This is a genomic window from Rhizobium sp. BT03 (assembly GCF_030053155.1).
Classification (GTDB): domain Bacteria; phylum Pseudomonadota; class Alphaproteobacteria; order Rhizobiales; family Rhizobiaceae; genus Rhizobium.
This window is the reverse complement of sequence record NZ_CP125640.1, coordinates 640,502-654,378: the sequence shown is the minus strand read 5'-3', so window position 1 is coordinate 654,378 and position 13,877 is coordinate 640,502. Positions and strand designations below refer to the sequence as shown.

Genomic DNA, 13,877 nt, shown 5'->3' with positions numbered 1-13,877 from the left:
GAGGGCATCAGGCTCTTTGCCAGATCAAGTTTCGATATGACGCGTCTTCATCACGCTGTCATACATACAGGTACATTTCGTGCCTCAATCCGGTGCCGCGCCGCGCTTTGCGGCCCACCGTATGAACCGACAAGAGGAAGCTAATGACCGAGATTACGGCTGCAATGGTGAAGGAACTGCGCGAAAAGACCGGCGCAGGCATGATGGACTGCAAGAAGGCTCTTGCTGAGACCGGCGGCGACATGGAAGCGGCGATCGACTGGCTGCGCGCCAAGGGCATAGCCAAGGCCGATAAGAAGTCGGGCCGCACCGCTGCCGAAGGCCTCATCGGCGTTTCGAGCCAGGGCACCAAGGCTGTTGTCGTCGAAGTCAATTCCGAAACCGACTTCGTCGCCCGTAACGATGCCTTCCAGGATCTCGTCCGCGGCATCGCCAAGGTCGCCGTCTCCACAAACGGCACCGTCGACGCCGTTGCGGCTGCGTCCTACCCGGCATCCGGTAAGTCCGTTTCCGACACGATCAAGGACGCGATCGCAACGATCGGCGAGAACATGAACCTGCGCCGCTCGGTCGCGCTCTCCGTCGAGGACGGCGTCGTCGCCACCTATATCCACAATGCCGTTTCCGACGGCCTCGGCAAGCTCGGCGTTCTCGTCGCCCTGAAGTCGACCGGCGACAAGGAAGCCCTGAACGCAATCGGTCGCCAGGTCGCCATGCATATCGCTGCGACCGCACCGTTGGCGATCCGCCCCGAGGAAGTCGATGCCGCCGTCGCCGAGCGCGAGCGCAACGTCTTCATCGAGCAGTCGCGCGCCTCCGGCAAGCCTGATAACATCATCGAGAAGATGGTCGACGGCCGCATGCGCAAGTTCTTCGAAGAGGTCGCCCTTCTCTCGCAGGCTTTCGTCATCAATCCGGATCTGACCGTCGCAGCCGCCGTCAAGGAAGCTGAAAAGGCCGTCGGCGCCCCGATCGAAGTCGCCGGCATGGCCCGCCTGCTGCTCGGCGAAGGCGTCGAGAAGGAAGAGACCGATTTCGCGGCTGAAGTCGCGGCTGCCGTCAAGGGTTGATCTTCCAGCCATAATTGGGAAAACAACAGGGGCATCGCGTGACAACGCGGTGCCCTTCGTGTATCGGGCATTCACGGCAATTTACGAGGAGCCAAGATGTCTTTAGAGCCTGTCTATAAACGCGTTCTACTCAAGGCTTCCGGCGAAGCGCTCATGGGTAGCCAGGGTTTCGGGATCGATGTTGCGGTGGCGGACCGCATTGCATCCGATATCGCCGCGGCAAGGCATATGGGCGTGGAAGTCGGCGTCGTCGTCGGTGGCGGCAATATCTTCCGCGGTGTCGCGGTGGCGTCCAAGGGCGGCGACCGGGTCACCGGCGACCACATGGGTATGCTCGGCACCATCATCAACGCGCTGGCGCTGGCGACCTCGCTGCGCAAGCTGAACATCGATACGGTGGTGCTTTCGGCCATCTCCATGCCCGAGATCTGCGAGAGCTTTTCGCAGCGCGCGACCCTCTATCATCTGTCGATGGGACGTGTGGTGATCTTTGCCGGCGGCACCGGCAACCCCTTCTTCACCACCGATTCGGCCGCGGCACTCCGCGCCGCCGAAATGGGCGCTGAAGCGATCTTCAAGGGCACGCAGGTGGACGGCATCTACACCGCCGACCCGAAGAAATATCCCGATGCGACCCGCCTCGACCGCCTGACGCACCAGGAAGTCCTGGACAGGGGGCTTGCGGTAATGGACGTTGCCGCCGTGGCGCTCGCCAGAGAGAATTCCATTCCGATCATCGTCTTCTCGATCCACGAGAAAGGCGGGTTTACTGAAATCCTGACGGGCGGTGGCCTCAAGACCATCGTCTCCGACAACTGATAGAGACTGCGCCGCTTTATCAGGCGCAGCCATCGTGACGCGTTTTATACGGGAGCACCGACATGAGTGAAGGTATCGATATCAAGGAACTGAAGCGCCGCATGGACGGCGCGGTTTCCGCATTCAAAAGCGACATCGCATCGCTGCGCACCGGCCGTGCTTCGGCCAACATCCTCGATCCGGTCACGATCGAGGCCTATGGTTCGCGCATGCCGCTGAACCAGGTCGCCAACATCACCGTGCCCGAGCCGCGCATGCTGTCGGTTTCCGTCTGGGACAAGTCGATGGTCAGCGCCGTCGAGCGTGGTATCCGCGAATCCAATCTCGGCCTCAACCCGATCGTCGACGGCCAGAACCTGCGCATCCCGCTGCCGGAGCTGAACGAGGAGCGTCGCAAATCGCTCGTCAAGGTGGCTCATGACTATGCCGAAAAGAGCAAGGTCGCGATTCGCCATGTTCGCCGCGATGGCATGGACGGCCTTAAGAAGGCCGAAAAGGACGGCGTAATCGGCCAGGACGAGGGCAGGGCGCAGTCGGAACGTGTACAGAAGATGACGGACGAGACGATTTCCGAAATCGACCGCTTGCTTGGCGAGAAGGAAAAGGAAATCATGCAGGTCTAGTGGATCTGTGCCTTTGCCTGGAAAGACCGGACGGGAAATGTCGGAATCTGTATTTGTGACTGTGCCAGAGCATGTTGCCATCATCATGGATGGCAATGGCCGCTGGGCCAAGCAACGTGGCCTGCCGCGCACGATGGGTCATCGCAAGGGCGTCGAGGCTGTGCGCGAGACAGTGCGCGCCGCCGGCGCGGCCGGCATAAAATATCTGACGCTCTTTGCCTTCTCCTCGGAGAACTGGCGCCGGCCCGAGGCCGAAGTCTCCGATCTGCTCGGTCTGCTCAAGGCTTTCATCCGCCGTGACCTCGCCGAGCTTCACCGCCAGAATGTGCGGATCAGGGTCATCGGCGATCGCCACAGCCTGCGCAGCGATATCCTCGGCCTGCTGCTCGAGGCGGAGGAAACCACTAAGGACAATACGGCGCTGACGCTGGTCATCGCTTTCAACTACGGTTCGCGCGACGAGATCTCTCGGGCCGTGGTGAGCCTGGCGAGAGACGTCGAGGCCGGTCGCCTGAGGGCGCAGGACATCACGCCCGCGCTGATCGACGCCCGTCTCGACACGGCGGGTATCCCCGATCCGGATCTCATCATCCGCACCAGCGGCGAGGAGCGGCTTTCCAATTTCTTGCTGTGGCAGGCCGCCTATTCGGAATTCATCTTCGTTCCGGAATATTGGCCGGATTTCAGCCCCGAGATCTTCCGCTCGGCACTCGAGAAGTTCGCCTCCCGCGACCGGCGCTTCGGCGGCCTGTCGTCGCAGGCAGCCGCGGTTGGCACCTGATGCAGCAGGAATTGAAGCTCCGCATCGTTTCAGGACTCATTCTTGCAGCCATCGTTCTTGCCGCCACCTGGTATGGGGGGGTTGCCTTCCGCGTCCTGGCGGCCGTGATCGGCCTGCTGGTCTATTATGAATGGTCGACGATATCAGGCATCGCGCGTGATTGGGTCGCCAATGCGGTCGGCTGGATCGGTCAGGCGGCGGTTGCCTTCCTCGTGCTTGTCGGCAATTTCGAATTCGCCGCCGGCATGCTGGCCGGCGTCACCGCCGTCGGCATAGCGCTGATCATCCTGCACGGCACCAGCCGCTGGTTGCCGGTGGGCCTGTTTTATGCCGGCGCCACGGGCCTGGCTCTGGCCGCAATCAGAAGCGATGACCGGCCCGGTCTTTACGCCATGCTCTTCGTCTTTGCCGTCGTCTGGGCAACCGACATCCTTGCTTATTTCGTCGGCAGGGCGCTTGGCGGACCGAAGCTTGCCCCTTCGATCTCGCCTGGAAAGACATGGTCGGGCGCAATCGGCGGCGCCGTTTCGGCAGTCGCAGCCGGCGTCGTTCTCATCCACTTTCTCCTTCCTGGCGCTGAACTCATCGCCGGCTTTGCAGCGCTTGTTCTGTCGGTTTGCAGCCAGTCGGGAGATCTGTTTGAATCGTTCATCAAGCGGAAATTCGGCGTCAAGGATTCAAGCCGTCTCATTCCGGGCCATGGCGGCGTGATGGACCGTGTCGACGGACTGATTTTCGCCTGTTTTTCGGCGTTCTTGCTAGCTGGATTATTTTCCCTGATAAAGGGGACTGCGATGACGTCGCTCGGTGCGGCCTTGTTCGGCCTTTGATGACGCGGCAGCCTGACGGAAGGAACTGATAGAAGTGATGGCCGATATATACGCATTCCTGATGGGGAATATCGTCACCTTCATCCTCGTGCTCTCGCTGCTCGTCTTCGTGCACGAGATGGGCCACTACCTCGTCGGACGCTGGTGCGGCATCCGCATCCTTGCCTTTTCAGTCGGTTTCGGTCCGGAGATATTCGGATTCACCGACCGCCATGGAACGCGCTGGAAGATCGCGGTAATCCCGCTTGGCGGCTACGTCCGGTTCTTTGGCGACGAAGACGCGTCCAGCAAGCCCGACAGCGACAAGCTCGCTGCCATGTCCGAGGAGGACAGGGCGCGTTCCTTTGCCGGCGCAAAGCTGTGGAAACGCGCCGCGACGGTTGCCGCCGGCCCGATTGCCAATTTCCTGCTGGCGATCGCTATCTTCACCATTCTGTTCTCGGTCTACGGCCGTTCGGTTGCCGATCCCGTCGTTTCCGAGGTCACGCCGGATGGTGTGGCGGCTGCCGCGGGCATCCTTCCCGGCGATCTCCTGGTCGCCATCGACGGCGGCAAGGTCGAGACCTTCGACGATGTGCGCCGTTATGTCGGCATCCGCCCAAGCCAGCAGATCGTCGTCACCATCGAGCGGGGCGGCCAGAAGCTCGACTTGCCGATGGTGCCGCAACGCGTCGACAGGACCGACCAGTTCGGCAACAAGATCGAAGTCGGCCAGATCGGCATCGTCACCAGCAAGGAAGTCGGCAATTTCCGCCTGCAGACCTATACGCCGCTCCAGGCGCTGCGCGAAAGTGTGATCGAGACCCGGGATATCGTCACCGGAACCTTCAAATATATCGGCAATATTTTCCGCGGTACGATGCGGGCCGATCAACTGGGCGGGCCGATCCGCGTTGCGCAAGCCTCGGGCCAGATGGCTTCGCTTGGTATAGGGGCAGTGTTGCAGCTTGCCGCCATGCTTTCAGTTTCGATAGGATTGCTTAACCTGATGCCGGTTCCGGTACTTGATGGCGGCCACCTGATGTTCTATGCGGTGGAAGCGGTCAGAGGAAAACCGCTGGGCGCCAAGGCTCAGGAAATCGCATTTCGCATTGGCTTGGCCATGATACTGACATTGATGGTTTTCACGACCTGGAACGACGTTGGCGCGATCAGAGGGTAAACGCGCAAGGCAAGGGAATTACTATTTATTTACGATGTTTCAAGGCTGTAGTGGCGAATGGGTCACGCTTCGAAATGAAGTAAACAGAAATTAACGACCTCCCTTGCTTGTATGTCAAAAGCGGGTAAAACGACACACGTGACCGGAATCGGGTTCTCCCGGAACCGGGGACGAGGGAAAAAAAGGTAATAGGTGAAATGAAGGCTGGTTCAAAGTTTTTGAACGCAGTATCGGCGGTTGCGCTGTCTGCTAGTGTTGTTGCTTCGGGCGCAGGTGCTTTGACGTTCGTTTCCGCTACGGCCGCCGAGGCCGCGGTCATCCAGCGCATCGATGTGCGCGGCGCCAGCCGCGTCGGCGCGGAAGCTGTCCGGTCGAACCTGACCATCGCTCCCGGAAAGAGTTTTTCGAACACTGATATCGATGACTCGGTCAAGCAGCTCTATGGGACGGGTTACTTCTCCGACGTCAAGATTTCGGTCTCCGGAAGTACGCTTGTCGTCAACGTCCAGGAAGCCCAGCTCGTCAATCAGGTCGTCTTCAACGGCAATCGCAAGATCAAGGACGACAAGCTCGCGACCATCGTCCAGACGCATGCCGCAGGCCCCTATAGCGACACCCAGATCCAGGCCGACATCCAGGCGATCAAGGAAGCCTATGCCGCGACCGGCCGCAGCGAAGTCGAAGTGACGACGCAGGTCGTGCCGCTCGGCGAAGGCCGCGTCAACCTTGCCTTCGTCATCAACGAGGGTGACCGCACCAAGATCGATTCGATCAACTTCGTCGGCAACAATGCCTACAGCGCCGGCCGCCTGGCTGCCGTCATCGCTACCAAGCGTTCGAACTTCCTGTCGTTCCTGACCCGCAAGGACGTCTATAACGACGACAAGCTGCATGCCGACGAGGAAGCGCTGCGCCAGTTCTATTACAATCGCGGCTACGCCGACATGCGCATCGTCTCTTCCGATGCGACCTTCGACGACGCGACCAACAAATACACGCTTACCTTCAACATCGAGGAAGGCCAGCGTTACGACTTCGGCCCGGTGACGGTCCAGTCGACCGTCGAAGGCGTCGGTTCCGAGCAGCTGCAGCCGCTCGTGCGCACCCACGAAGGTCACGTCTACAACGCCAAGGAAGTGCAGAAGTCGATCGAAGCGATCTCCGATCAGGTCGCCTCTGCCGGTTATCCCTTTGCGCGCGTTACGCCGCGCGGTAACCGCGACCTCAACAACAATACGATCGGCGTCGAATATCTGGTCGACCAGGGCGAGCGCGCCTATGTCGAGCGCATCGAAATCCGGGGCAACAGCCGCACGCGCGATTACGTGATCCGCCGCGAATTCGATATGAGCGAAGGCGACGCCTTCAACCAGCAGATGATCACCAAGGCCAAGCGCCGTCTCGAAGCGCTCGGTTACTTCTCGTCCGTCAACATCTCCACCCAGCCGGGCAGCTCGCCGGATCGCGTGGTGGTGGTCGTCGACGTGCAGGATCAGTCCACAGGTTCGTTCGGTGTCGGCGCAGGTTATGCCGCCGGCGGCGACGGTCTGCTGCTTGAAGCATCGATCGAGGAAAAGAACTTCCTCGGCCGCGGTCAGTACATCCGCATCTCGGCCGGCGGCGGTCAGGAAGGTTCGCGCGCCTACGGCGTCAGCTTCACCGAGCCCTATTTCCTCGGTTACCGCCTGGCGGCAGGCTTCGACGTCAACCACAGCGAAACGTCGAGCAACGACAATTACGACTACGAGGAAACCAGCGTCGTCCTGCGCGTTACCGCGCCGATCACCGAGGATCTGGCGACGACCTTCCGCTATAACTACAAGCAGATGAAGTATGACGCTGATAGCAGCGATCTTTCCGATCTGTCGGCGCCGTATCAGCACCTCGTCGAGGACAGCCCTTGGACGCGGTCTTCCATTTCGCAGACGCTGACCTATAACACGCTTGATGACACCGTCCTGCCGCGCGAAGGCATCTACGCGACGGCGACGCAGGAAATCGCCGGTCTCGGCGGCGACTCGCAATTCTACAAGATCTACGGCAAGGCCCGTTATTACCGTCTGCTCGCTGACGATGCCGATATCATCGGCTCGGTTTCGGCCTCGGCGGGTTATGTCGTCGGCTTCGGTGAGCATTTGAACGTCTTCGACCAGTTCACGCTGACCAACGGCGACATTCGCGGCTTTGAAAACAAGGGCATCGGCCCGCGCGTTGCCGGCACCAATGACGATCCGCTGGGTGGTACGACCTATTTCACCGCATCGGCCGAAGCAACCTTCCCGATGCCGGGCTTCCCGCGCGACTTCAATCTGCGCGGCGCGGTCTTCGCTGATGCCGGCACGCTGTTCGGCAACGACGTCGACCTCAGAGGTGACGGCATTGAGGGCGAAGACGCCTCGCTGCGCGCTTCCGTCGGTGTCGGCGTCGTCTGGCAGTCTCCCTTCGGTTCGTTGCGCCTGGATTACGCGATCCCGGTTCTCAAGGAAGACTTCGACAAGACGCAGAACTTCAAGTTTGGCATCAACAACCAATTCTGATATCGGCAGTCCGGAACTGTAAGACTCAATTCCGTTCTGGAGCATTGCCGATGGAGCAAAACGTTTTTTTTCTGCCCCATGAAGGTCTGAAGCTCGCTGAGCTGGCAGAGTTTCTTGGGGCGGAACTTGCCAATTCCGAGCATTCCGATGTTATCGTCAGGTCAGTTGCCCCGATCCACAGGGCTCGGGCAGGTGATGTCTGTTATATCTTGTCGCGCCGCAGCCGCGATGAGCTGGCGACATGCGAAGCCTCGGCGGTGATCTGCGACAAGGCGCTCGTCGATCTCGTCCCCCCGCACATCCCGCTCATCCTGTCGTCCAATCCGCACGCGGCCTTCGCGATGGCGGGCGGCCTGTTTTATCCCGCGGCATTGCGTCCTGTCGCCATTTCGCCGGGGGAAGGCGAGATCGCGCCGAGCGCGGTGATCGATCCGACCGCCAGGCTGGAAAAGGGCGTGATCGTCGAGCCGCTGGCGGTTATCGGCGCGCATGCCGAAATCGGCGAAGGCACGCGCATCGGCGCCCACAGTGTCATCGGCCCGAACGTCAAGATCGGCCGCGATTGTTCGATCGCAGCCGGCGCCAGCATTCTCTGCGCGCTGATCGGCAACGGCGTCATCATCCACAACGGCGTTCGCATCGGTCAGGATGGTTTCGGCTATGCGCCCGGCCCGCGCGGCATGATCAAGATCGTCCAGATCGGCCGGGTGATCATCCAGGACAATGTCGAGATCGGCGCCAATACCACGATCGACCGCGGTGCCATGGACGATACGGTGATCGGCGAGGGCACCAAGATCGACAACCAGGTGCAGATCGGCCACAACGTCCAGATGGGCCGCCATTGCGCCATTGTCGCGCAGGTCGGCATCGCCGGCAGCACGAAGATCGGCAACGGCGTACAGATCGGCGGCCAGGCCGGCATCAAGGGACATGTGACGATCGGTGACGGCGTGCAGATCGCCGCCAAAAGCGGTATCATGACCGATCTTGCCGCCGGCGGACAATATGGCGGTGTACCTGCTCGTCCGCTAAAAGACTATCTGAGAGAGGCTGCACAACAAGTGTCGAAGTCCAAGTTGCGCGGCCGGAACCCTGGAGGCAAGGAAAATGACTGAGGAAGCCACGACAACGCTTTCTTCGGCTGACATCATCGAGATCATGAAGCTGCTGCCGCATCGTTATCCCTTCCTCATGGTCGACAAGATCATCGAGATCGACGGTGACAACAGCGCGATCGGCATCAAGAATGTCACGGTGAACGAACCGCATTTCACCGGCCATTTTCCGGAGGCTCCGATCATGCCGGGCGTTCTCCTGATCGAGGGCATGGCGCAGACCGCGGGTGCGATCTGTGCCAAGAAGGAAGGCCAGCCCGGCAACCTCGTCTACTTCATGACCATCGAGAACGCGCGCTTCCGCAAGCCTGTCGTTCCCGGCGATCGCGTCGAATTCCATGTCAGCAAGCACAAGCAGCGCGGCAATATCTGGAAATTCCATTGCGACGCCAAGGTTGACGGCGCGCTTGTCGCCGAAGCCGATATCGGCGCGATGATCGTTCGTAAGGAACAGGCATGAGCACTATCGCCGAAAGCGCCCGCATTCACCCGATGGCTGTCGTCGAAGACGGGGCTGTGATCGGTGAGGGCGTCAAGATCGGTCCCTTCTGCCATGTCGGGCCGCACGTCGTCCTGCATGAAAATGTCGAGCTCCTGTCGCATGCGGTCGTCACCGGCCGCACCGTGATCGGCAAGGGCACGCGCATCTTTCCGATGGCCGTCATCGGCGGCGATCCGCAGAGCGTGCATCACGGCGGCGAGGAGACGACGCTTTCGGTCGGCGCCAACTGCACGATGCGCGAAGGCGTGACGATGAATACCGGCACGGCCGATTTCGGCGGCCGGACGGTCGTTGGCGACAACAACCTCTTCCTGGCCAATTCCCACGTCGCGCATGACTGCAAGGTCGGCAATCACGTGATCATGTCGAACAACGTCATGCTCGCCGGCCATGTCGTTATCGAGGATCGCGTCATCCTGGGCGGCGGCTCGGCCGTTCACCAGTTCACCCGCGTCGGCCGGCAGGCCTTTGTCGGCGGGCTTTCGGCGGTGAGTTACGACGTCATTCCCTACGGCATGCTGAACGGCAATCCCGGCCTGCTGAGCGGCCTCAATGTCGTCGGCATGACGCGCGCCGGCGTCGACCGCGCCGTCATTCATCGGGTGCGTCGCGCCTATAAGTCGATCTTCGAAGGAGCGGGTTCGGTCCGCGAAAACGCCGCCGCCATCCGCGACGAATATGCCGATTGCGAGCAGGTGGTCCAGATCCTCGACTTCATCGCGGCCGAAAGCGACCGCGCTCTGTCCTCGCCGACCCGGGGGCAGAAGGGCTGATCCGTGGCTTTATCGGGCGACACCGCTGCGGGCCGGCTGGCGATCATTGCCGGCGGCGGTCTCCTGCCTTCTTATGTCGCCGAAGCCGCGCGTGCGGCGGGTGAAAATCCCGTCATCGTCGCCCTGAAGGACGAGAGCGACCGGCGCTGGGAAGACTACGATCACGCCGTCATCGGCATCGGCGATTTCGCCGCTCTTGACGGGCTGTTCAACCGTTATGGCGTCGGCCGTGTGGTGATGTCGGGCAGCGTGGCCCGCCGGCCGGAATGGCGCGAAGTGCGCCCGACGCTGCGCATCCTGATGAAAGTCCCGGCCGCCATCCGCACGCTGCTCTCCGGCGGCGACGACACGGTTCTGCAGATGGTCATCCGGCTGATCGAAGGAAACGGCCGCCGCGTTGTCGGCGCCCATGAAATTGCCCCCGATCTGCTTGCCTCTGTCGGCCCGCTTGGCGCAGCAGCGCCCGCTGAGGAAGACCGGCGCGATATCCGCCGCGCCGCCGAAGCGGCGGACATGCTCGGCCGGCTCGATGTCGGGCAGGGCGCTATCAGCATCGGCGGGCGTGTCGTGGCACTCGAGGGGCTCGAGGGCACGGATGAGATGCTGGACCGTGTCGCAGGTCTCCGAGCCGCCGGGCGCATCTCGCCGCGGCGTCGCGGCGCGCTCGTCAAGCTCTGCAAGCCGCAACAGGATATCCGCGCCGACCTGCCGGCGATCGGCGTTTCCACCATTTTGAACGCAAAAAAAGCCGGTCTCGGCGGCATCGCGGTGGAGGCCGGCCGCTCGCTGGTGCTCGATCGCGCCGCCGTCATCCAGGCCGCTGATGAGGCGGGGCTTTTTGTCTGCGGCATCGATCGCGGGCTGCCGGCATGGGGGCTCGAATGAACGGGGCGCCGCTGAAGATTGCCGTCATTGCCGGCGAGGTGTCGGGTGATCTGCTCGGTGCCGATCTCATCGCCGCCCTGAAGCGGATTCATTCGGGGCCGGTGGAACTTGTCGGCGTCGGCGGCGAGGGACTACAGGCGGAAGGCTTGCAATCCCTGTTCGATTTCTCCGAACTGTCGATCATGGGCATTACCCAGGTGTTGAGCCGGCTGCCGAAGCTCTATACGCTGATCCGCCGGACGACCGCCGCCATCGTGGCTGCAAGGCCCGATGTTCTGCTCATTATCGACAGCCCGGATTTCACCCATCGCGTTGCAAAGCGCGTCCGCACGGCGCTGCCCGATCTGCCTGTCGTCAATTATGTCTGTCCGAGCGTCTGGGCCTGGAAAGAATATCGCGCCACGCGCATGCTCGCCTATGTCGATCATGTGCTGGCCGTCCTGCCCTTCGAGCCGGCGACGATGCAGCGCCTCGGCGGGCCGCGAACCACCTATGTCGGCCATCGCCTGACGGCCGACCCATCGCTGCTGGAAACCCGGCGCCTGCGCTCCGGCCGGCAGCCCGGCAACGGCGCAATCCTGCTTCTGCCCGGCTCACGTTCCTCCGAAATTCAGAAGCTGCTGCCGCATTTCGAGGTGGCGGCAAGCGAACTTGTCGCCCGCAACGGACCGATGCGCTTTGTTCTGCCGACCGTGACGCACAGGCAAGCGCTGGTTCGCCAATTGACGGCGAACTGGGCGGTCAAGCCGGAAATCGTTGTCGGCGCTGAAGCAAAATGGCAGGCCTTCGCGGAAGCCGATGCCGCCATGGCGGCATCCGGAACCGTTATTCTCGAACTGGCGCTCGCCGATGTTCCCGTCGTCTCCGCCTACAAGGTCGACTGGATCATGCGGCTGCTGACATCGGCCATCAAGACCTGGACCGGCGCGCTGCCGAACCTGATTGCCGATTACGCGGTCGTGCCGGAATATCTGAACGATATCGTTCGCGGCGCAAGTCTCGCACGCTGGATGGAGAGGCTGTCGGCCGACACCTATCAGCTCAAGGCGATGAAGGAAGGCTACGATCTCATCTGGCAGCGCATGCAGACCGAAAAACCACCGGGCGAACATGCCGCCGAAATCCTTCTCGACGTGCTGAAAAAGAAAAAACCCGGTCAGTTCTGACCGGGTTTTCTTTTGAGCCGATTGATCGGAGCGATCAGCGCTTCGAAACCGGGATGTAGTCACGCTTCGGTTCGCCGACATAGAGCTGGCGCGGGCGGCCGATGCGCTGTTCCGGATCCTCGATCATCTCGTTCCACTGCGCGATCCAGCCGACGGTGCGGGCAAGCGCAAACAGCACGGTGAACATGGTCGTGGGGAAGCCCAGGGCCTTCAGCGTGATGCCGGAATAGAAGTCGATGTTGGGATAGAGCTTCTTTTCGATGAAATATTCGTCGGTAAGTGCGATGCGCTCCAGCTCCATCGCCACTTCGAGCAACGGATCGTCCTTGATGCCGAGTTCGCCGAGCACTTCATGCGTCGTCTTCTGCATGATCTTGGCGCGCGGATCGTAGTTCTTGTAGACGCGGTGGCCGAAGCCCATCAGGCGGAACGGATCGTTCTTGTCCTTGGCGCGGGCAATATACTCAGGAATGTGGTCGACCGAGCCGATCTCATTCAGCATGTTGAGCGCTGCTTCGTTGGCGCCGCCATGGGCAGGGCCCCAGAGGCAGGCGATGCCGGCCGCGATGCAGGCGAACGGGTTGGCGCCCGACGAACCGGCAAGACGGACGGTCGAGGTCGAGGCGTTCTGCTCGTGATCGGCATGCAGGATGAAGATGCGGTCCATGGCGCGGGCAAGCACCGGATTGACCACATACTCCTCGCAAGGCACGGCAAAGCACATGCGCAGGAAGTTCGAGGCGTAATCGAGGTCGTTCTTCGGGTAAACGAAGGGCTGGCCGATATGGTACTTGTAGGCCATGGCGGCAAGCGTCGGCATCTTGGCGATCATGCGCAGGCTGGCGACCATGCGCTGATGCGGATCGGTGATATCGGTCGAGTCGTGATAGAAGGCCGACAGCGCGCCGACGCAGCCGCACATGACGGCCATCGGATGCGCGTCGCGGCGGAAGCCGGTGAAGAAGCGGCTCATCTGCTCGTGCACCATGGTGTGGTGCGTGACGCGGTAATCGAAATCCTTCTTCTGCGCGGTGGTCGGCAGTTCGCCGTAAAGAAGCAGATAGCAGACTTCGAGGAAGTCGCCATGCTCGGCCAGCTGCTCGATCGGATAGCCGCGGTGCAGCAGCACACCTTCGTCGCCGTCGATGTAGGTGATCTTGGATTCACAGGATGCGGTCGAGGTAAAACCCGGATCGTAAGTGAAGGAGGCGGTGTTCTTATAGAGAGCACCGATATCGATGACGCTCGGGCCGATCGTGCCGCTCTTGACGGCTAGGTCGACAGATTTGTCACCGATTTTTATTGTAGCGCTTTGATCCGTCATGCTGATCCTCCGAAATGGCGGTGGCGCCATAAAAGCGCCATAGGGGTTAAGCGTCCTCACCGATAGCTATATGATCGCGAAGCTAATGCCAAGTTACCGTGACGGCATTTTGTGCATTGCAGTATCACCTTTTAGGCACTGCAGCGATGAGCGGCGCGCATATCGGAAGCCAATGATTCGACTGGCCTTTTGACGCTCGCGATTTTCCCTCATATTTCAATCGATTATTCTTGCCGGATTTGATTGGAGGTTGCATTCTGGCCGCCTTCGCGGGTGACCTTGGGCGG

Annotated in this window: 13 protein-coding genes; 12 read left to right on the top strand and 1 reads right to left on the bottom strand. The window is 61.2% G+C overall.

Annotation, left to right across the window (positions count from 1 at the left end):
• The first annotated feature begins 143 nt into the window (after window positions 1-143).
• The 12 genes from tsf (at window position 144) to lpxB (ending at window position 12,266) form a co-directional block, all read left to right on the top strand.
• On the top strand, window positions 144-1,070 hold the full coding sequence (gene tsf / locus QMO80_RS03155; protein ID WP_283198861.1) for a translation elongation factor Ts: 927 nt from the start codon (window positions 144-146) through the stop codon (window positions 1,068-1,070).
• Window positions 1,071-1,166: 96 nt separating this feature from the next.
• Window positions 1,167-1,889 (top strand): UMP kinase, encoded by a 723-nt coding sequence (gene pyrH, locus QMO80_RS03150; RefSeq protein WP_049735218.1) that lies wholly within the window; start codon window positions 1,167-1,169, stop codon window positions 1,887-1,889.
• A 62-nt stretch (window positions 1,890-1,951) separates the two neighbouring features.
• Window positions 1,952-2,512, top strand: a complete 561-nt coding sequence (frr, locus tag QMO80_RS03145) for a ribosome recycling factor (RefSeq protein ID WP_097625357.1) — start codon at window positions 1,952-1,954, stop codon at window positions 2,510-2,512.
• Window positions 2,513-2,549: 37 nt separating this feature from the next.
• A complete protein-coding gene (locus tag QMO80_RS03140) occupies window positions 2,550-3,293 on the top strand; it encodes an isoprenyl transferase (RefSeq protein WP_283198860.1) in 744 nt (247 codons plus the stop codon).
• Window positions 3,293-4,123: a phosphatidate cytidylyltransferase gene (locus QMO80_RS03135; RefSeq protein WP_283198859.1), complete on the top strand. Its 831-nt coding sequence runs from the start codon at window positions 3,293-3,295 to the stop codon at window positions 4,121-4,123. Before QMO80_RS03140 ends, QMO80_RS03135 begins: the two co-directional genes overlap by 1 nt.
• Window positions 4,124-4,151: 28 nt before the next feature.
• Window positions 4,152-5,285, top strand: a complete 1,134-nt coding sequence (gene rseP / locus QMO80_RS03130; RefSeq protein ID WP_283200099.1) for an RIP metalloprotease RseP — start codon at window positions 4,152-4,154, stop codon at window positions 5,283-5,285.
• A 197-nt stretch (window positions 5,286-5,482) separates the two neighbouring features.
• Complete coding sequence (gene bamA / locus QMO80_RS03125) at window positions 5,483-7,822, top strand: outer membrane protein assembly factor BamA (protein WP_283198858.1); 2,340 nt, start codon at window positions 5,483-5,485, stop codon at window positions 7,820-7,822.
• Between the two features lie 50 nt (window positions 7,823-7,872).
• Window positions 7,873-8,940, top strand: a complete 1,068-nt coding sequence (gene lpxD / locus QMO80_RS03120; RefSeq protein WP_283198857.1) for a UDP-3-O-(3-hydroxymyristoyl)glucosamine N-acyltransferase — start codon at window positions 7,873-7,875, stop codon at window positions 8,938-8,940.
• Complete coding sequence (gene fabZ, locus QMO80_RS03115; RefSeq protein ID WP_283198856.1) at window positions 8,933-9,400, top strand: 3-hydroxyacyl-ACP dehydratase FabZ; 468 nt, start codon at window positions 8,933-8,935, stop codon at window positions 9,398-9,400. Before lpxD ends, fabZ begins: the two co-directional genes overlap by 8 nt.
• The gene (gene lpxA / locus QMO80_RS03110) at window positions 9,397-10,215 is read left to right on the top strand and encodes an acyl-ACP--UDP-N-acetylglucosamine O-acyltransferase (protein WP_283198855.1); all 819 of its coding nucleotides are present in this window, start codon (window positions 9,397-9,399) and stop codon (window positions 10,213-10,215) included. Before fabZ ends, lpxA begins: the two co-directional genes overlap by 4 nt.
• Window positions 10,216-10,218: 3 nt before the next feature.
• Window positions 10,219-11,100 carry an LpxI family protein gene (locus QMO80_RS03105; protein ID WP_283198854.1) on the top strand — a complete coding sequence of 294 codons (882 nt, stop codon included), beginning with the start codon at window positions 10,219-10,221 and terminating at the stop codon, window positions 11,098-11,100.
• Complete coding sequence (lpxB, locus tag QMO80_RS03100; RefSeq protein WP_283198853.1) at window positions 11,097-12,266, top strand: lipid-A-disaccharide synthase; 1,170 nt, start codon at window positions 11,097-11,099, stop codon at window positions 12,264-12,266. Before QMO80_RS03105 ends, lpxB begins: the two co-directional genes overlap by 4 nt.
• 34 nt (window positions 12,267-12,300) lie before the next feature.
• On the opposite strand, the gene gltA is transcribed toward lpxB, so the two are convergent.
• The gene (gene gltA / locus QMO80_RS03095; RefSeq protein WP_049735207.1) at window positions 12,301-13,590 is read right to left on the bottom strand and encodes a citrate synthase; all 1,290 of its coding nucleotides are present in this window, start codon (window positions 13,588-13,590) and stop codon (window positions 12,301-12,303) included.
• Window positions 13,591-13,877: the final 287 nt, after the last annotated feature.

Coding starts and splice junctions, on each gene's coding strand:
- lpxB (WP_283198853.1), top strand. CDS start 11,097: ATGAACGGGGCGCCGCTGAAGATTGCCGTCATTGCCGGCGAGGTGTCG.
- lpxD (WP_283198857.1), top strand. CDS start 7,873: ATGGAGCAAAACGTTTTTTTTCTGCCCCATGAAGGTCTGAAGCTCGCT.
- QMO80_RS03140 (WP_283198860.1), top strand. CDS start 2,550: ATGTCGGAATCTGTATTTGTGACTGTGCCAGAGCATGTTGCCATCATC.
- lpxA (WP_283198855.1), top strand. CDS start 9,397: ATGAGCACTATCGCCGAAAGCGCCCGCATTCACCCGATGGCTGTCGTC.
- frr (WP_097625357.1), top strand. CDS start 1,952: ATGAGTGAAGGTATCGATATCAAGGAACTGAAGCGCCGCATGGACGGC.
- tsf (WP_283198861.1), top strand. CDS start 144: ATGACCGAGATTACGGCTGCAATGGTGAAGGAACTGCGCGAAAAGACC.
- fabZ (WP_283198856.1), top strand. CDS start 8,933: ATGACTGAGGAAGCCACGACAACGCTTTCTTCGGCTGACATCATCGAG.
- pyrH (WP_049735218.1), top strand. CDS start 1,167: ATGTCTTTAGAGCCTGTCTATAAACGCGTTCTACTCAAGGCTTCCGGC.
- gltA (WP_049735207.1), bottom strand. CDS start 13,590: ATGACGGATCAAAGCGCTACAATAAAAATCGGTGACAAATCTGTCGAC.
- bamA (WP_283198858.1), top strand. CDS start 5,483: ATGAAGGCTGGTTCAAAGTTTTTGAACGCAGTATCGGCGGTTGCGCTG.
- QMO80_RS03135 (WP_283198859.1), top strand. CDS start 3,293: ATGCAGCAGGAATTGAAGCTCCGCATCGTTTCAGGACTCATTCTTGCA.